Genomic DNA, 15,587 nt, shown 5'->3' on the forward strand with positions numbered 1-15,587 from the left:
AGGATCACAGAACACAGCTGTCTGGCCGGTTTCCGCTCCCCGCACCACCCGCCTTTAGCCTTTGACCCCGCTCTTGCGTGCCTTGATCATCTGCTGACCAACGGCTTGGTGAAGCAGCTTGAAAGTGCGCCGCTGGGCTTCTTGATTGGTGGTTCTGGGTTCGCCAATCAAACCGAGGCGCGCTTGAAAATAGGCCAAATCGGACTGGAGTTGAATCATCAGCAAACGCCGCCGGATAATCTCATCGCGCGTATCGGGGTTCTCTTGGATCGCGGGGGTGTTTTCGCTCATCAAGGCCCTCCTTGGGAAGACTGTGGTTGGGTGTAAAAGGCACGGCATTTGCGCCAATGCGCTCATGGGTCATCACAAACAGTCGGAGCCAGCATTGCAAAACATCAGATCATGCCAGCACAGGGCGTCCCACCAAGCGTACAATCGCCATTATAGTCGACCCCTGGGCCATAGGTTTCCTGAACTCCTGCTGTTTGAGCCGCTGCGCGGCTCCTCTTCATAAGGCGCCTGCCCCTGTGAATATGAAAATATCAACAAGGACTGCGGCGGCCACACATCAGCCGCTCTTGCCTCCCAAGCGGATAATGATCGACGCATGAACGCGCTCCTTGAGCTTTTTCACGACTCCTCTGCTTTTCACGGCAGTAATGCCGCTTTTATCGAACAGCTCTACGAGCGCTACCTGCACGATCCTCACAGCATCCAGGCCGATTGGCGCGAGCGCTTCAATGCCCTGCCTGAACGCGGGAGGGATAGCCTCTCAACACAGCGCGCGCGCGAGCAGCGTCCACAAGTATCAGGTGCGCCCGGCTTCTCGGATTGGCCAGCTCCCGCGGCCACACCAGCCACCAAGACCCTGGATCGCCCGACCGAGGTCAGCGCGGAAAAACAGGCCGCGGTTCTCAGGTTAATCAATACCTATCGCAGTCGCGGGCATCAATTGGCCAATCTTGACCCTCTGCGTCTGCGCCCCCAACCCGAAGTCGCCGACCTCGAACCCAGCTATCACGGGCTGCTGGATTCGGACCTCGAACAGGTCTTTAACAGCGGATCCCTTTACGGCCCCGATCGACTGACGCTGCGCGATATCATCGCCAGGCTAAAACGCAGCTATTGTGGTCACGTAGCCTGTGAGTACATGCACATTACCACCACGCCCGAGAAGCGTTGGGTGCAAAAGCGCATCGAGTCTTACCAGGCGCGCCCGGAACTCACCAAGAAAGACCGCCGCTGGCTACTGCAATTGCTCACCGCCGCCGAGGGTATCGAACAACACCTGCACCGGCGCTACGTTGGTCAGAAACGTTTCTCGCTCGAGGGCGGTGAGGCGCTGATCCCACTGCTCGATGAACTCATCCAGCGCGCCGGGCGCGACGGCGTGCGCGAGCTTGTCATCGGCATGGCTCACCGCGGCCGGCTCAATGTGCTGACCAATATTTTCGGCAAACCGCCACAAGATATCTTTGCCGAGTTTGAAGGCCGGGTCGCGCTCAAGGCCGGTCAGCGCGCCGGGGATGTCAAATACCATCTTGGCTTTGCCACCGATGTCGCCACTCCAGGCGGGCCGGTACATCTGGCATTGGGTTTTAATCCCTCCCACCTGGAGATCATCGACCCGGTGATTCAGGGCTCCGTGCGTGCGCGCCAGCGACGCCGCGGAGACCGTGACGGCAGCCAGGTGCTGCCGGTGCTCATCCATGGCGATTCGGCCTTTGCCGGACAGGGCGTGGTGATGGAGACCTTGCAGCTGTCTCAGACGCGCAGCCATGGCACAGGCGGCACTGTGCACATCATTATCAACAATCAGATTGGCTTCACCACCAGCAACCCGCTCGACACCCGCTCGACCCTCTACTGCACCGATGTGGCGAAAATGGTCCAGGGGCCGGTCTTTCATGTCAATGGCGATGATCCCGAGGCGGTGATCTTTGTCACCCGCATGGCGCTGGATTTTCGCAACAGATTTCGCCGCGATGCTTTCATCGATCTGGTCTGCTACCGTCGTCTTGGCCATAACGAGGCCGATGAACCCGCGGTAACACAACCCATGATGTACCGCAAGATTCGTCAGCACCCCACGGCGCGCGCCATTTACGCCAAGAAGCTGATCACAGCCGGCATCCTGACCGCCGACGCAGCCGACACCATGATCGCCGACTATCGCCACACCATCGATCACGGTCTGGTTGTGACTCGCCAGGTACTCCGTGACCTGGATCACGGCTTTCGCACCAACTGGCGCCGCTTTGCCGACACCCTCTGGACAGCGCCCTGCGCGACCGGCCTGCCGCTACCCAAGCTGCAGGCTCTGGCCGAGCGCCTGCTGCGCCTGCCAGATGGCTTTAAACTTCATGCGCGGGTGGCCAAAATTTGGGCCGAGCGCCGCCAGATGGCGGCCGGTGAACAACTCATCAACTGGGGCTTCGCCGAGAACATGGCCTATGCCAGCCTGCTCGACGCGGGCATGCCGGTGCGTCTGTGCGGACAGGATGCCGGGCGTGGAACCTTTTTTCACCGCCATGCGAAAATCCATTGCCAGGCGAGCGGCGATGACTACACGCCTTTGCAGCATTTGAGCCCTGATCAGGGTGCCTTTGTCGCCATCGACTCCATTCTCTCCGAGGAAGCGGTCCTGGGCTTCGAGTACGGATTCGCGACCGCCGAGCCCGATGCCCTGACACTCTGGGAGGCCCAGTTCGGCGACTTTGCCAATGGCGCCCAAGTGGTCATCGACCAATTCATTTGTTCCGCCGGCACCAAGTGGGGTCTGCACTGCGGCCTGACGATGCTGCTCCCGCACGGACTCGAGGGTCAGGGCGCCGAGCACTCCTCGGCGCGACTGGAACGCTACCTGCAGCTCTGCGCCGAACACAATATCCAGGTGTGCGTGCCAACCACGCCCGCGCAGATTTTTCACCTGCTGCGCCGACAGATGCTGCGCCCCTATCGCCGCCCGCTGATTGTCATGACGCCCAAGAGTTTGCTTCGCCACCGCCTCGCGGTCTCGGCGCTCGAGGAGCTCAGTCAAGGTCGCTTCCAGCCGCTCATCCCGGAATGCGACCCCTTGCCGCGCGACACCATCGAACGGGTGATTTTTTGCAGTGGCAAGCTGTATTTCGACCTGCTCGAGGAACGCCACACCCGGGCGCTTGAAACTGTCGCCATTGTTCGCGTCGAGCAGCTCTACCCCTTTCCCAAGGAGGACTTCGCGGCCACGCTGGCCGATTATGCCCATGTCGATGAATTTATCTGGTGCCAGGAGGAAGCGCAGAACCAAGGCGCCTGGGATCAGATCAAACACCGCTTTCAACCGCTCATCCGCGCCGGCAAAGAAGTCTATTATGTGGGCCGGCCCGCGTCGGCGGCGCCCGCCGTTGGCCATCGGTCAATCCATCTCGAACAGCAGCAGCGGTTGATCGACGAGGCACTCACGGGCCGTGTCAACCCCAGCATGAACCACAACATTGATCGGGTCATTCCACAACCATGACGACAGAGGTCCATGTCCCCACGCTTCCGGAGTCGGTCGCTGATGCCACGGTACTCGAGTGGCACAAGGCCGCGGGCGACAGAGTAAGCGCGAACGATATTCTGCTTGAGCTTGAAACCGACAAGGTGGTGCTGGAAGTGCCAGCGCCCTGCGACGGGTTACTGAGTGAAATTCTGGTCCAAGCCGGAGAAACCGTCAGCACCGACAGGCTGCTCGCGCGCATTGAGGAGACAACCACCGACAGGAGCGCGCCGGCGTCGCCCGCAAGCCAGCAGGCCGGAGCCGATGCGCCTGATACCGGAGAATCTGGAGCCGATTCACCGAGTTCCGCGGCACCTGGTGGAGCCCTCCCAGCTTCCCCAAGCGCGAACCAGCCTCCTGCTGGCGCCGCCGCCCCATCAACCGCCCCGGCAGCCCCAGCGCGGGAAGCGCTCATGGCGCCGGCCGCGCGGCGCCTAATCACCGAGCTCGGGCTCGATGCTGCTGAAATTCCAGGCAGCGGTCGCGACGGGCGTATTCATAAAGCCGACGTTCTGGCCTGGCTGGACCGCCGTGAGGCAGCCGAACCTGAAACAGACGCTGACCGCGCGGCCTTCAGCACCGAGTTAGCCGGACAGGATACAAGCAGCCACCAGGCGCGGCAGACTGCCTCGTCCGAGCAGCGACCGCAACAGCGCGTCCCAATGACCCGGCTGCGCGCGCGCATCGCCGAGCGGCTGCTCGAGGCACAGCGGCAAACAGCGACGCTGACCACCTTCAATCAGGTCGACATGAGCGCCGTGATGGCCCTGCGCCAGCGCTATCGCACTGACTTCGAGCAGCGCCACGAGGTGCGTCTGGGGATCATGGGTTTTTTCGTCAAGGCAGCGGTCGCGGCACTGCAGCAGTTTCCGATCATCAATGCCACCATCGACGGCGATGACATCCTCTACCATGGCTTCTACGACATTGGCATCGCCGTCAGCACCGAGCGCGGGCTGGTCGTACCCATCCTGCGCGACTGTGATCGCCTGAGTCTAGCCGGCATTGAAACTGGCATTGCCAGCTTTGGCGCCAAGGCCCGTGATGGCAGCCTAAGCTTCGAGGAACTCACCGGCGGAACCTTCTCCATCACCAACGGCGGGGTCTTTGGCTCCCTGTTGTCAACGCCCATCATCAACCCACCGCAGAGCGCCATCCTCGGGATGCACAAGATCGAGGAGCGCCCGGTCGCCATCAAGGGCCACGTCGAGATTCGCCCAATGATGTATCTCGCGCTATCCTACGATCATCGGCTGATTGATGGACGCGATGCGGTTCGCTTTTTGGTCGCCATCAAAAACGCCATCGAAGATCCGGCCCGGCTATTGCTGAATCTTTAGCTGACCGACGCCCAGCGCCGACATTCTCCCACGCCCAGGGTAACCCTTGCCCGCGAGCGGACTTCTGCAGAGGACCCAAGACGCCAATGAAGGTCATGATCCGAGTCGACCGCGTTGCCGCCATTCTTGCCGGCTGCGACTGCTATGGCGATCTCATTGCCGAGGTTGACCCGCGCGAGTTAAACCTCGACGAACGCAATGCCCTCGCGCTCGCCCCCGAACAACATGGCGTGACCGACCTCACGGCGCCTTTTCCCAGCCCCGGCACCTACCCGGCTCCGCCGGAGACCGCCACGCCAGATATCCGCGCCTGGCTGCGCTGGCGCATCAAGTGCGCCTATCTTCACGAGCAGGCTCGGGTCCAGCAGCAAGCCGAGTGGAAGGCGCAAGCTGACGCCTACATCGCTTACTGGATGCAACAACCCCCCGAGCGTTTTATCCGCAAGGACTGGCCAGCGATCTACTACAGTGCCGCCCTGCCGACTGGAGAGGCAAACAGTCCGACCCTGCCAGAACGAGACGCCACGGATGCGCTCGAGCGCATTGAGGCCGCACTGGCCGAGAAGCTCGACCAGGCACGCGAGCTTGCCGAGCAACGCAACCGCGATATGGAAAAACACAAGGCCCAGTCCGCCGCACGCCGGCAGGCATCCCAGCAGCGCCGCGCCAGGCAGCTTTCCGCTTGGGTCGAGAACCACATGGACGACAACGCCAAGGCCAGATTCAAACTCAATCTGCTCCCGGAAGATGAAATTCTCGACGCCATTCGCGCCGCCGCTTATCAACCGCTAGACAGCTTCGAGCGGTACCGGAAGATCCGCTTCGACGACATTACCCATGGCGATCAGTGCATCGACGGCCAGAGTCTTGACTGCGACACCGATGAGTCCAAGCATCTGAGCGCCGAGCAATTCGAGCGTTTCCGCGCGATCGAGGCGGCCGCGCCCGAGGGCGCCAAGCTCAAGGCCCTGATTCACAGCTGCGCCTGCGAAACCTGCAATGCCGGGACCATCCGTCGCAGCGTGCAGGTGGTGATTCCAGTCGGCGAGCTACTCTTTAGCCGCGAGTACGCGCTTGATGTGCCCAGCCAGCCGCCCAGCGAGCAGCCAGGCGCCAATCCTCGAAATAACGAACAACCGAGCCTCGCGCCCAACTCAGTGGCACCGGACTGATCCGCTCCAGACTCCGCGCCAAACCCTGGTCCACAGGCACCCCATCCCGCCAAGGCGATCCTTCCATGGCCCATCTCTACCTTGCCGTCACGGCGCACGGCTATGGGCATCTGGCTCAGGTTGCCCCTGTCATTCATGCCTTGAAGGCACATCTGCCCGGGCTGCGCATCAGCCTGCAGGGCAACCTCAAGCCCGAGGTGGTGCGCGCCCGTCTACCGCGAGATGTCGCGCTCATTGCCCATGCCGCCGATGTCGCCCTGCCGATGGATGGACCGCTAACGGTTCTGTGGGAGCAGGGACTCGCGCTCTATGAAGCCTTCGAGGCGGATTATGACCACCATCTGCGCCATCAGATGGCCTTGCTGGCCGAGGCGCGCCCGGATCTGGTGCTGGCCGATATTCCCTGGCTCCCACTGGATGCCGCGCGCCGGCTTGGCATCCCGGCAGTGGGACTCTGCTCTCTGAACTGGCTGGATATTTTGCGCCAAAGCCCGCTTGGCGATCAGCTCTCCAGCGCACTGGCGGAACGCCTGCACGGCGCTTATGCCGGGGCCGAACTCTTCATCCGCCCGGCTCCCTCCATGCCCATGCCCTGGCTGCCCAATACCATCGCCGTCGGCCCCCTAGCACAGTTGCACCCGCGCGATCCCCAAGGGCTGCGCGCGCGCCTGGGATTGGAGCAAGATCAGCGGCTGGTTCTGATGCAATTTGGTGGCACCGGATCGCTGGATATCGATCCCGGCCCCCTGGAGCGCGCCCACCTGCGCCTCCTAACAGCTGATCCCAAGCTCGCCGACAATCCCATGGTCAGCCGCATTGGGGGTAATGGCCCGGGTATGCTCGAGGCGCTCGCCTCCTGCGATGCCATGATCACCAAACCGGGCTATGGCAGCTTTAGCGAAGCGGCCTGCCATGGCATTCCGGTGCTCTACGTGCCGCGTGATGGCTGGCCGGAAACCCAAGCGCTGGTCGACTGGCTGCACCAGCAGATGACAGCGGCTGTCATTGCGCCAGAACAGCTCGCGCGCGGCGACATTCCCGGGCCAATCGCGGCGCTGCTGGAACAGGCCCGCCTGGACGCCAAACCGCCGGTGGTCCCGACCGGTATCGAGCAGACGCTTGAGCGGCTGCTGCCCTGGCTACAGACTTGAACCAGACCTGAACCAGACCTGAGACTGGAAGGGGGGGCGCGCCTGCAATACTGACTGCACCTGGCCCCCGACGCGACCTCCCACCTGTACCAATCGCCGGGGCAGGCTCAGGGCGCTTCTAGCGTTTCACTGGCCGCCAGCGCCTGACGCGCCCGCGCCACCGCCGCGCGCACTTGGCGCGGCGCGGTGCCGCCGAAGTGATCACGCGCGGCGACCGAGCCTTCGAGCGTCAGAATCGCGAACACATCCTCGCCAATCGCCGGGGAAAAGCCACGTAACTCGTCTAGGCTCATGTCCGCCAGATCGCAGCCGCGCTTGACCCCAAGCGCGACCGCGCGCCCAACGATCTCGTGCGCATCGCGAAAAGCCACGCCCTTGCGCACCAGGTAGTCGGCCAGATCCGTTGCCGTGGTAAAGCCTTGCAGGGCCGCCGCGCGCATGCGCGCGCGATCGCAGGTCAAAGCCGCCATCATGTCGGCAAACACCTTGAGCCCGCCGCGCAAGGTATCGACAATGTCGAACAGGGGTTCCTTGTCTTCTTGATTGTCTTTGTTATAGGCCAGCGGCTGCGCCTTCATCAGTGTGAGCAGGGCGATCAAGTGACCAAAGACACGGGCGCTCTTGCCACGCAGGAGCTCGGGCACGTCAGGATTCTTTTTCTGCGGCATGATCGAGGAGCCGGTGCAGAAGGCATCCGCGAGGGTAATAAAGCCAAACTGCGCCGAAGACCAGATAATCAGTTCTTCCGAAAAACGCGACAGATGCATGCTCAGAATAGCCGCTGCCGCGCTGAATTCGATGGCGAAATCCCGATCAGAAACCGCATCGAGCGAGTTCGCCGCCGGGCGGTCAAAACCAAGCAGTTGCGCGCTATAGTCGCGGTCGATGGGATAGGTGGTCCCAGCCAGCGCGGCCGCCCCAAGCGGCATCAGGTTAATGCGCTTGCGCGCGTCGCGCAGACGCTCGAGATCGCGCTCGAGCATCTCATACCAAGCCATCATGTGGTGGCCAAAGGTCACCGGCTGCGCCGCCTGCAGGTGAGTAAAGCCGGGCAAGATGGTCTCCGCCTCGCGCTCGGCCAGATCAACCAGCACCCGCTGCAGCGCGCGAATGGCGTGGCTAATCTCGTCGACCTCCTCGCGCAGCCACAGCCGAATGTCGGTGGCGACCTGATCGTTGCGCGACCGCCCGGTATGCAGCCGCTTGCCGGCATCGCCAATCTCGGCGGTCAAGGCCGCCTCGATATTCATATGCACATCTTCCAGCGGAACAGACCAGCTAAACTTATTTTGTTCAATGCGCGTTTTGATGCGCTCAAGACCAGCGACAATGGCCGCGCATTCGCTCTCGCTTAAAATGCCCTGGCGAGCCAGCATGCGCGCATGCGCCTGAGAACCCTGAATGTCCTGCCGATACAATCGGCGATCAAAGCCCACCGAGGCGGTAAAGGCCTCGACAAACACATCCGTTGGTTCATTAAAACGCCCTGCCCAGGGCTTTTGGGTAAACTCTGTCTGCTGCATGAGATCCGCCAGAAGGGAGAATTAGCGAGAATGAAGATCCGGCGCGCGGCCACCGGAAAATCCGCGCGCATCAAGAGGCGCGAGATTTGGTTACTGAATGGGTACCAATGCGAAATGAGATCCGAGAAGCCAGGGGAAACCAGGACACGCACATCCCCATCAAACCGGCCGAGCAAGGACGACATCAGGGGTGCGCGCCATAGGTCCGCCAGTGAAACCAAGCGCGATTCCGAACCGACGGCGCGAGCCAATCTGCTGCCCGATTTCCGCAGCCTGCCCATGGTGCTGGGAGTGGTGGTCTACGCCGAGCTGCTGGCGATCTTGATCACCCTGACGTCCCCGCAGCCGCTTGCGACATTCTGGACCAGAATGGGGCCTTTGTCAGTCTTTGTGCAGCTGATCGCCTTGCTTGCCGCGGCCTTGCTGTGCGGCGCCCGGCCAAGTTTGGGGCGCATCGATGCGCGTCTTGGCGCACTCGGCGCGCTGGTCATGATCATCGGCTCGAGCGCCGCCATCACTGCCGGCGCCGCGCTGCTGGTTCCGCCAGAAATGGCTCAAGGGCTCTATCCCCAGGATGGACTTGCCGGGCTCATGATACGCACGCTTTGCATCAGCGCTATCGTCGGAGCCCTGTTCTTGCGCTACCTTTATTTACATCAGCAATGGCGTTCCCAAGTGGAGGCGGTCGCGAATGCGCGCTTCAAGACCCTGCAGGCGAAGATTCGCCCGCATTTTTTGTTCAATAGCATGAATACCATCGCCAGCCTGACGCGGACCAACCCCAAGCTCGCCGAGGAAACAGTGCTCGATTTGGCCGACCTGTTCCGTGCCTCGCTTGCGACGGATGCCGAGTCCGCGACCTTGGGCGAGGAATTCGAACTTGCCCGACGTTATTTGAACATCGAACAGCTGCGCCTGGGAGCGCGTATGCGAGTCGACTGGGATGTCGATCAGGTCCCTGGCGAGGCACTACTGCCGCCCCTGATTCTGCAACCCCTGGTTGAAAACGCCGTCTACCACGGGATTCATCCATCCTTGCATCCGGGTTTCATTCGCATTGGCGCGACCTACCGTCGTGGGCAAATTCATGTCACCATCGACAACAGCCTGCCGCTGCCCGGAGAGTCCGCTGGAAACCGCCATCGTGGTCATCGCATGGCGATTGCCAATGTCAGTCAACGACTGGATGCCATGTTCCCCGGCGCCGCCAGCCTGCGCCACGGCGCCAGGGACCAAAGATATCAAGTGCGATTCGCCTTTCCCCACCCATGGAGACAGGCATGAAGATACTCCTTGTCGATGATGAAGCGCATGCACGCGAGCGCCTGCGCCGCCTGATCGCGGAATTGGATGATCACTACCAGGTAGCGGCGGAAGCGGACAATGGCGCGGATGCGCTGCGTCGCTGCATCGAAACCAACGCGGACCTGGTTCTGCTCGACATTCGCATGCCCGGGATGGATGGACTGAGCGTTGCCGAGCATCTGGCTCGGCTCAGTCCGCCGCCCGCGGTGATTCTGATCACGGCCTATCCAGAATATGCACTCGAGGCCTTCGAGCATCAGGTCGCCAATTACTTGGTCAAGCCAGTGCGTGGTGAACGGCTACGTGAGGCGCTCGAGCGACTGCGGGTCACGACCAAAGCACAGCAGCAGCTAGCGGCGGAAGAGGCACCGTCAGCCCCGCGCCGCCACCTGAGCGCCCAATACCGGGGAGGAGTGCAGACAGTGGCCATTGAGGACATCCTTTTTCTGCAAGCCGAGCAGAAATACGTCACCGTCTATCATGGCCGCGGCAAAATGCTGCTGGATGAATCCCTGAAAACCCTGGAGCAGGAGTTTCCCGAGCGCTTTCTGCGCATTCACCGCAGCATTCTAGTGTGCGCCCGACGCCTGATCGGACTTGAGAAAAGCCCGGATGGCGGCATTTTTGCCATACTCGATGGAACCGATCAGCGCCTACCCGTCAGCCGCCGTCACCTGCCGAACGTGCGCCGCTTTCTGCGCGCAAACTGAAAATAAGGATTATCGCTGCGGTCGCCCCGCGCGAGTCGCTATACTTCACTCCCTGTAGTTCACTCCCATTATTTTTTCTTGCCCTTTTGCATCGGATCCCTCCTGTCATGACCGAGACTCTGAAAATCGCTACCCGCAAATCCCCGCTTGCCATGTGGCAGGCCGAACATGTCACTGCCGCCCTCGGACGGCTCTACCCGGAACTCAGGGTTGAAATCATCGGCATGACCACCCGCGGCGACAAGCTGCTTGATGCGCCCCTGGCCAAGGTCGGCGGCAAGGGACTGTTCGTGAAAGAGCTCGAGCAAGGCATGCTTGATGGCGATGCGGACATCGCCGTGCATTCAATGAAAGATGTCCCAGTCGGTTTTCCCGACGGGCTGCACCTGGCAGCCATTCTAGAGCGCGAGAATCCCCACGATGCCTTTGTGTCTCATACCTTCGCGGGCATTGACGACTTGCCCCAGGGTGCCTGCGTGGGCACGTCCAGTCTCAGGCGCCAATGTCAGCTCACGGCCCGGCGACCGGATTTGCGCATCGAGCCGCTGCGAGGCAATGTCAATACCCGGCTGGCCAAGCTCGATGAGGGCCTTTATGACGCCATTATTCTCGCGGCCGCGGGTTTGATTCGCCTGGACTTTGGCGCGCGCATTCGTGCTGTCTTGCCGCCGGAGGAAAGTCTGCCCGCCATCGGCCAGGGAGCCATTGGTATCGAGTGCCGCAGCCAGGATGAGCGCGTCAATGCCCTGATCGCCCCCCTGCATCACCAAAACACTGCCGAGCGCGTCCTGGCGGAGCGCGCAATGAACGAGCGCCTTGACGGCGGCTGTCAGGTTCCCATCGCCGGCCATGCCATTCACCAGGACGGGCAGCTGTACCTGCGCGGTCTGGTCGGCACGCCCGATGGTCAACGCATTCTGCGCGCCGAGGAACGCGCCGCCCCCGAGCAAGCCGAGGCCATGGGACGCCGGGTAGCGGAATCGCTACTCGCCCAGGGCGCCGATGAGATTCTTAGCGCACTGTCCGAAGAATGACAACCTCTGCCCAAACCCCGAAACCCGGCGAGATTCCCTGCGATCTAAAGGGCCAGACCATTCTGGTCACGCGTCCGGCGGAGCAAGCAGCGCATCTGTGCGATCTGATCCAACTGGCCAACGGCGCGGCGCTGCTCTTTCCAACCGTCAAGATTCGCCCATCGGTCCATGCCAGCAAGGCTCAGGACCGGATGCGCGAGCCTTGGAACCTGATGATTTTCATCAGCCGCAACGCGGTCAATTTCGCGCGAACACTGCTGCCCAACGGACAACTCCCGGCGCCACCTCCCGCCGGCCCACTGATCGCCGCCGTCGGCGCGGCGACCGCCGCGGCCTTGGACGACGCGGGGCGCCCGCCCGATTTAGTCCCCAGTCAGCACTTCGACAGCGAGGGCTTGCTTGAACTGCCTGAACTCACGAATGTGCGCGGAGATCGCATCCTGATTGTGCGCGGAGAAGGTGGTCGCCCCATGCTCGGCGACACCCTAAGGCAACGCGGGGCAGAAGTCGTTTACGCAGAGGTCTATTGTCGCGGTTTACCCGAGAGTGACGCCACGGATCAAATCCCAGCTTGGCATGACAAGCTCGATCTGCTCACCGCCACCAGCGACGAGGTGCTCAATAATCTGCACCGCCTGGTTCCCGAGTCCGAGCATTCTTGGCTACGCACCCTGCCATTGGCCGTTTACAGCAATCGCACCGCGGCCAGAGCGATGGAACTTGGCTTTCGCACCGTGGCCGTGGCATCGGAATCAAGCGACCCGGCGCTCATCGATGCCCTATGCCGACTAGTTCAGCGCGCGCCGCGCTGAGAAGCCCGCGGCCTGGAACCATTCCAGGCACGCCAACTTGCAGCTACCGAATATCTCCCGGCTGGTCCTTGCGCAGATAGGCTTCTTCCTCGGGGCTGAGGTCCACCTCATCAAAACCCGTGACCATGGGCATGACATGTTCGCGGAAGGAATGCCCGGTAGTCAGCAGATACACATGGATAAGCACAAACGCCAGAATCATAAAGGCGGCTGCCGTATGCACCTGGGCGATACCATTGAGCCAGAGCGGCGCCCCTGGCAGGTTGTGCCAAGCGAAATAGAATAAATACAACAATCCAGTGATCCAGATCGCTGGAAAAAGCACGATTTTCAGCATCAGATAAGCGAGTGCCTGCAGCGGATTGTGCTTGCGCCAATACGCTTTGCGATAGGGGTGGCGCTCGCCCTTGAAAATACCATAGGCATAGTAGCGCATCACACCCCACATCCCCTGCCAGGTCGGAATGAAATGACGCCATGAGCGAGTGGTAAATAACCAAAACACGCTAAAGGCCCACAACAGCAGCAGGGTGACAGCCGCGCTGGTATGCAAGGTCACGGCGGTCCCGAAGCTCATTAGATCGTGAAAGCCGTGCACCCCAAAACCTGTCATCAGCAACACCAGGATTAATATCATTTGCGCCCAGTGCCAGAAGCGCTCGAAAAGACTAAAGATTTTGACCCGATGCATGGCCATCAGTGATGTGCTCCCTTGGGTGAGAAAATGCGAATCAGAGCATGGATGATGATGCCTGCCAGGGTGCCCCCGACCAGCAGGGTGCCGAGAATATTGAGCAAGTCATTATGATCCCGCCCGGGCAGGTAAATCCCTTCCACCGAGGCCAGTCGGCTGTTTTTGGGCTGATGGCAGTCGCGGCAGTCCAGAGCGTTCTCCTTGGGTGCGACCATGTGGGTGATGGGCCACCATGACAGAGTTTCGATAAAGCCGAACTCCCCCGAGTAGTCCAGCCCAAAATCGGCCATCCCCTTGGCGATAGCCGCGCCCATGTCGTAATTGCCCCAAAACGCAGTCTCATCCTCGCCCCACAGGCTCGCATAGACCAGGGTGCCACGGCCCTTATCATAAGGCTGCCAGGTATGCATGCGTTTAAAGGGCCAAATTCGGGAGTCGGGATCATCGCGCGAGCCGCTGAAGCCATTGATCTCTATGAACTCGGCATTGGGATCGAACTCCGTATCGATGGTGGTGTAGAGCATCTGGCCATCGAACCAGGCATACTCCGGCACCATGTTCTCATCGTAGGTGAAATCGCCCTTGATGGATTTGTAGGTATAGCGATGCACGCCATTGCCCTGGATATAGCCTTCCTCGTGATAGCCCTCGCCATCGCGGGTTTTGCCAGCCGTGCGCCAATCCCAGTCAACAATGGTCGCCACCCCGCCGCGCGCGATTTTCGGGATATGGCAGGTTTGACAGGCGACACTCTGCACATGGTCGTTGAGCTTGAAATTAGTCAGTGAATTGACCGGATGCGGCGCCAGCCCATGGCAGGACTCGCAGGTCGCGACATCGGGTCGTAGTCCAGGCTGGCCCGTCCCCTGCTTGTCCTTGGAAATGACCTGATAGCGACTGCCCGCCCAAACATGCTGATCGGTCACATGACAAGCCGTGCAAGCAAAGTTCAACCCATCGACACCCATGTGCACATCGAGCGTGCGCGGCGGTTCTTTCAAGGCACTTGAAAGATCACCGTGCTTCACATTGTCACCACCACCGCCATAAAAATGGCAGGTTCCGCAATTGGCGCGCTGGGGTAAATCAACACTCCGCGCCGCTGCCGCCAAGTCAAGCGGCGGCTTGCCCTCAAACATGACCGAGCAGGCGGCATTGCCGGCGCTGTTGGGCGTTTTGTAATAGTTGCCGGTGGTCTCATGACAGACCAAACAGTCAATCTTGGTCTCGTCGGTGAAGTCGAACTGCTCGTCCTTCCAGCCATAGCCGGCGTGACACTGGGCACACATGCCCTCGTTACCACGCGAGTTAGTGCAGAAATTGTTGATCAAGTACCGCTTGCCCAGTTGCTGGCCGGTGTCGGGGTTCACATAGGACCAGGTCCAATGAATATTCTTCATGAAATGCTGACCCGTCTCGGTATGGCAGCCAAGACAGGCCTTGGTCACATCCGAGCCAGTCGCGAAGGGCCCCTTGAGTTCCGGGAATTTGCCATGGTCGGCGGTGCCGCCTTGCAGGGGACCTGAGATTTGCGCTGAGCGATCAGGATTAATTGGCGGCGTCGGCCAGGTGTCACGCGCCTGAGCGTCGAAGACGCCGAAACCAACTATCAGGTTTATCGCCAGGATGGCTGGCAGGGTCATTGTCAGCAGCGGTAAGGAAAAAATCATCGCGATCTGTTGCATGCCATCGACTCCGAGACAAGACGGGCGTGGGCCGCGGTAGGATATCCGGCTAACCAGCCGGCGCGCCCCACCAAGCGGACAGCATCGGCGAACAGCGGTTATTTGTCTGTGATTTCGCGCAATTGATCCGGAAATGGCCGCCGTCGATCGACCAAAAGACAGACTGTTAGGCAGTTGGCAAAACACCCATTCTCTTCTCGCCAATCTGGTCAACATATCCAATACTTTGAGTTAGAATAGCCGCAAGGCGACAGCCGAGGTGCCAGAGCATGGGGCCGCACAGGCATCCCCCTCCTGCCTCGCATCCGCGGCGGTTTTGCGGAACAAGATCCTTGCCAAAATAGGTTCTGGGAACATCAGGTTCTGGTTAATATTTTTTTTATTGTTCCATCAACCCTCAACAGCCTGAGGCCTATCCTCACCATGATGACGTCGCGACCCAAATCCGCCCTGAGGTCACAGCCCAAGGGACATCGGATTGATCTTTTCAGCGCGCTGCTGTTGTTTGTCGTCATCGCGCTACCTATGTCGCTGCTCTACCAGGTCTCGGTGCATTACCTGGGCGACAATCCCGCTGTCGCGGTGGTCGATATGCTCCGCACTAGCGAAACCTCACACTAGAGGCCGTTGCCCCGGCT

General features: G+C 60.8%; 13 protein-coding genes. 9 read left to right on the top strand and 4 right to left on the bottom strand.

Annotated features, from left to right (window positions below; translation table 11 throughout):
• Window positions 1–54: 54 nt before the first annotated feature.
• The gene (locus Thiowin_RS13810) at window positions 55–291 is read right to left on the bottom strand and encodes a hypothetical protein (RefSeq protein ID WP_328983586.1); all 237 of its coding nucleotides are present in this window, start codon (window positions 289–291) and stop codon (window positions 55–57) included.
• Window positions 292–607: 316 nt separating this feature from the next.
• Between Thiowin_RS13810 and Thiowin_RS13815 the strand changes: the two genes are divergently transcribed.
• The 4 genes from Thiowin_RS13815 (at window position 608) to Thiowin_RS13830 (ending at window position 7,186) form a co-directional block, all read left to right on the top strand.
• Entirely contained in the window at window positions 608–3,502 is a 2,895-nt protein-coding gene (locus tag Thiowin_RS13815) for a 2-oxoglutarate dehydrogenase E1 component (protein WP_328983587.1), read from the top strand.
• The gene (gene odhB, locus Thiowin_RS13820) at window positions 3,499–4,863 is read left to right on the top strand and encodes a 2-oxoglutarate dehydrogenase complex dihydrolipoyllysine-residue succinyltransferase (RefSeq protein ID WP_328983588.1); all 1,365 of its coding nucleotides are present in this window, start codon (window positions 3,499–3,501) and stop codon (window positions 4,861–4,863) included. Before Thiowin_RS13815 ends, odhB begins: the two co-directional genes overlap by 4 nt.
• Before the next feature lie 86 nt (window positions 4,864–4,949).
• Entirely contained in the window at window positions 4,950–6,035 is a 1,086-nt protein-coding gene (locus tag Thiowin_RS13825) for a hypothetical protein (protein ID WP_328983589.1), read from the top strand.
• A gap of 65 nt (window positions 6,036–6,100) precedes the next feature.
• Window positions 6,101–7,186 (top strand): hypothetical protein, encoded by a 1,086-nt coding sequence (locus tag Thiowin_RS13830; protein WP_328983590.1) that lies wholly within the window; start codon window positions 6,101–6,103, stop codon window positions 7,184–7,186.
• 107 nt (window positions 7,187–7,293) lie between these two features.
• Here the strand turns inward: Thiowin_RS13830 and argH are convergent, their stop codons facing one another.
• Window positions 7,294–8,709, bottom strand: a complete 1,416-nt coding sequence (gene argH, locus Thiowin_RS13835) for an argininosuccinate lyase (protein ID WP_328983591.1) — start codon at window positions 8,707–8,709, stop codon at window positions 7,294–7,296.
• A gap of 114 nt (window positions 8,710–8,823) precedes the next feature.
• Between argH and Thiowin_RS13840 the strand changes: the two genes are divergently transcribed.
• From Thiowin_RS13840 to Thiowin_RS13855, 4 genes are all read left to right on the top strand, one after another.
• Window positions 8,824–9,993 carry a sensor histidine kinase gene (locus tag Thiowin_RS13840; RefSeq protein ID WP_328983592.1) on the top strand — a complete coding sequence of 390 codons (1,170 nt, stop codon included), beginning with the start codon at window positions 8,824–8,826 and terminating at the stop codon, window positions 9,991–9,993.
• Complete coding sequence (locus tag Thiowin_RS13845; protein ID WP_328983593.1) at window positions 9,990–10,724, top strand: LytR/AlgR family response regulator transcription factor; 735 nt, start codon at window positions 9,990–9,992, stop codon at window positions 10,722–10,724. The genes Thiowin_RS13840 and Thiowin_RS13845 overlap by 4 nt, the downstream gene beginning before the upstream one ends.
• 107 nt (window positions 10,725–10,831) lie before the next feature.
• Window positions 10,832–11,758 (top strand): hydroxymethylbilane synthase, encoded by a 927-nt coding sequence (hemC, locus tag Thiowin_RS13850; protein ID WP_328983594.1) that lies wholly within the window; start codon window positions 10,832–10,834, stop codon window positions 11,756–11,758.
• Window positions 11,755–12,570: a uroporphyrinogen-III synthase gene (locus Thiowin_RS13855; protein ID WP_328983595.1), complete on the top strand. Its 816-nt coding sequence runs from the start codon at window positions 11,755–11,757 to the stop codon at window positions 12,568–12,570. The genes hemC and Thiowin_RS13855 overlap by 4 nt, the downstream gene beginning before the upstream one ends.
• A gap of 43 nt (window positions 12,571–12,613) precedes the next feature.
• On the opposite strand, the gene Thiowin_RS13860 is transcribed toward Thiowin_RS13855, so the two are convergent.
• Both Thiowin_RS13860 and Thiowin_RS13865 read right to left on the bottom strand, forming a co-directional pair.
• Window positions 12,614–13,267 carry a cytochrome b/b6 domain-containing protein gene (locus Thiowin_RS13860; protein WP_328983596.1) on the bottom strand — a complete coding sequence of 218 codons (654 nt, stop codon included), beginning with the start codon at window positions 13,265–13,267 and terminating at the stop codon, window positions 12,614–12,616.
• Window positions 13,267–14,949: a tetrathionate reductase family octaheme c-type cytochrome gene (locus Thiowin_RS13865; protein ID WP_328983597.1), complete on the bottom strand. Its 1,683-nt coding sequence runs from the start codon at window positions 14,947–14,949 to the stop codon at window positions 13,267–13,269. Before Thiowin_RS13865 ends, Thiowin_RS13860 begins: the two co-directional genes overlap by 1 nt.
• A 423-nt stretch (window positions 14,950–15,372) precedes the next feature.
• Here Thiowin_RS13865 and Thiowin_RS13870 point away from each other — a divergent pair, with 423 nt between their 5' ends.
• The gene (locus Thiowin_RS13870) at window positions 15,373–15,570 is read left to right on the top strand and encodes a hypothetical protein (RefSeq protein ID WP_328983598.1); all 198 of its coding nucleotides are present in this window, start codon (window positions 15,373–15,375) and stop codon (window positions 15,568–15,570) included.
• Window positions 15,571–15,587: the final 17 nt, after the last annotated feature.

Source organism: Thiorhodovibrio winogradskyi (assembly GCF_036208045.1).
Classification (GTDB): domain Bacteria; phylum Pseudomonadota; class Gammaproteobacteria; order Chromatiales; family Chromatiaceae; genus Thiorhodovibrio; species Thiorhodovibrio winogradskyi.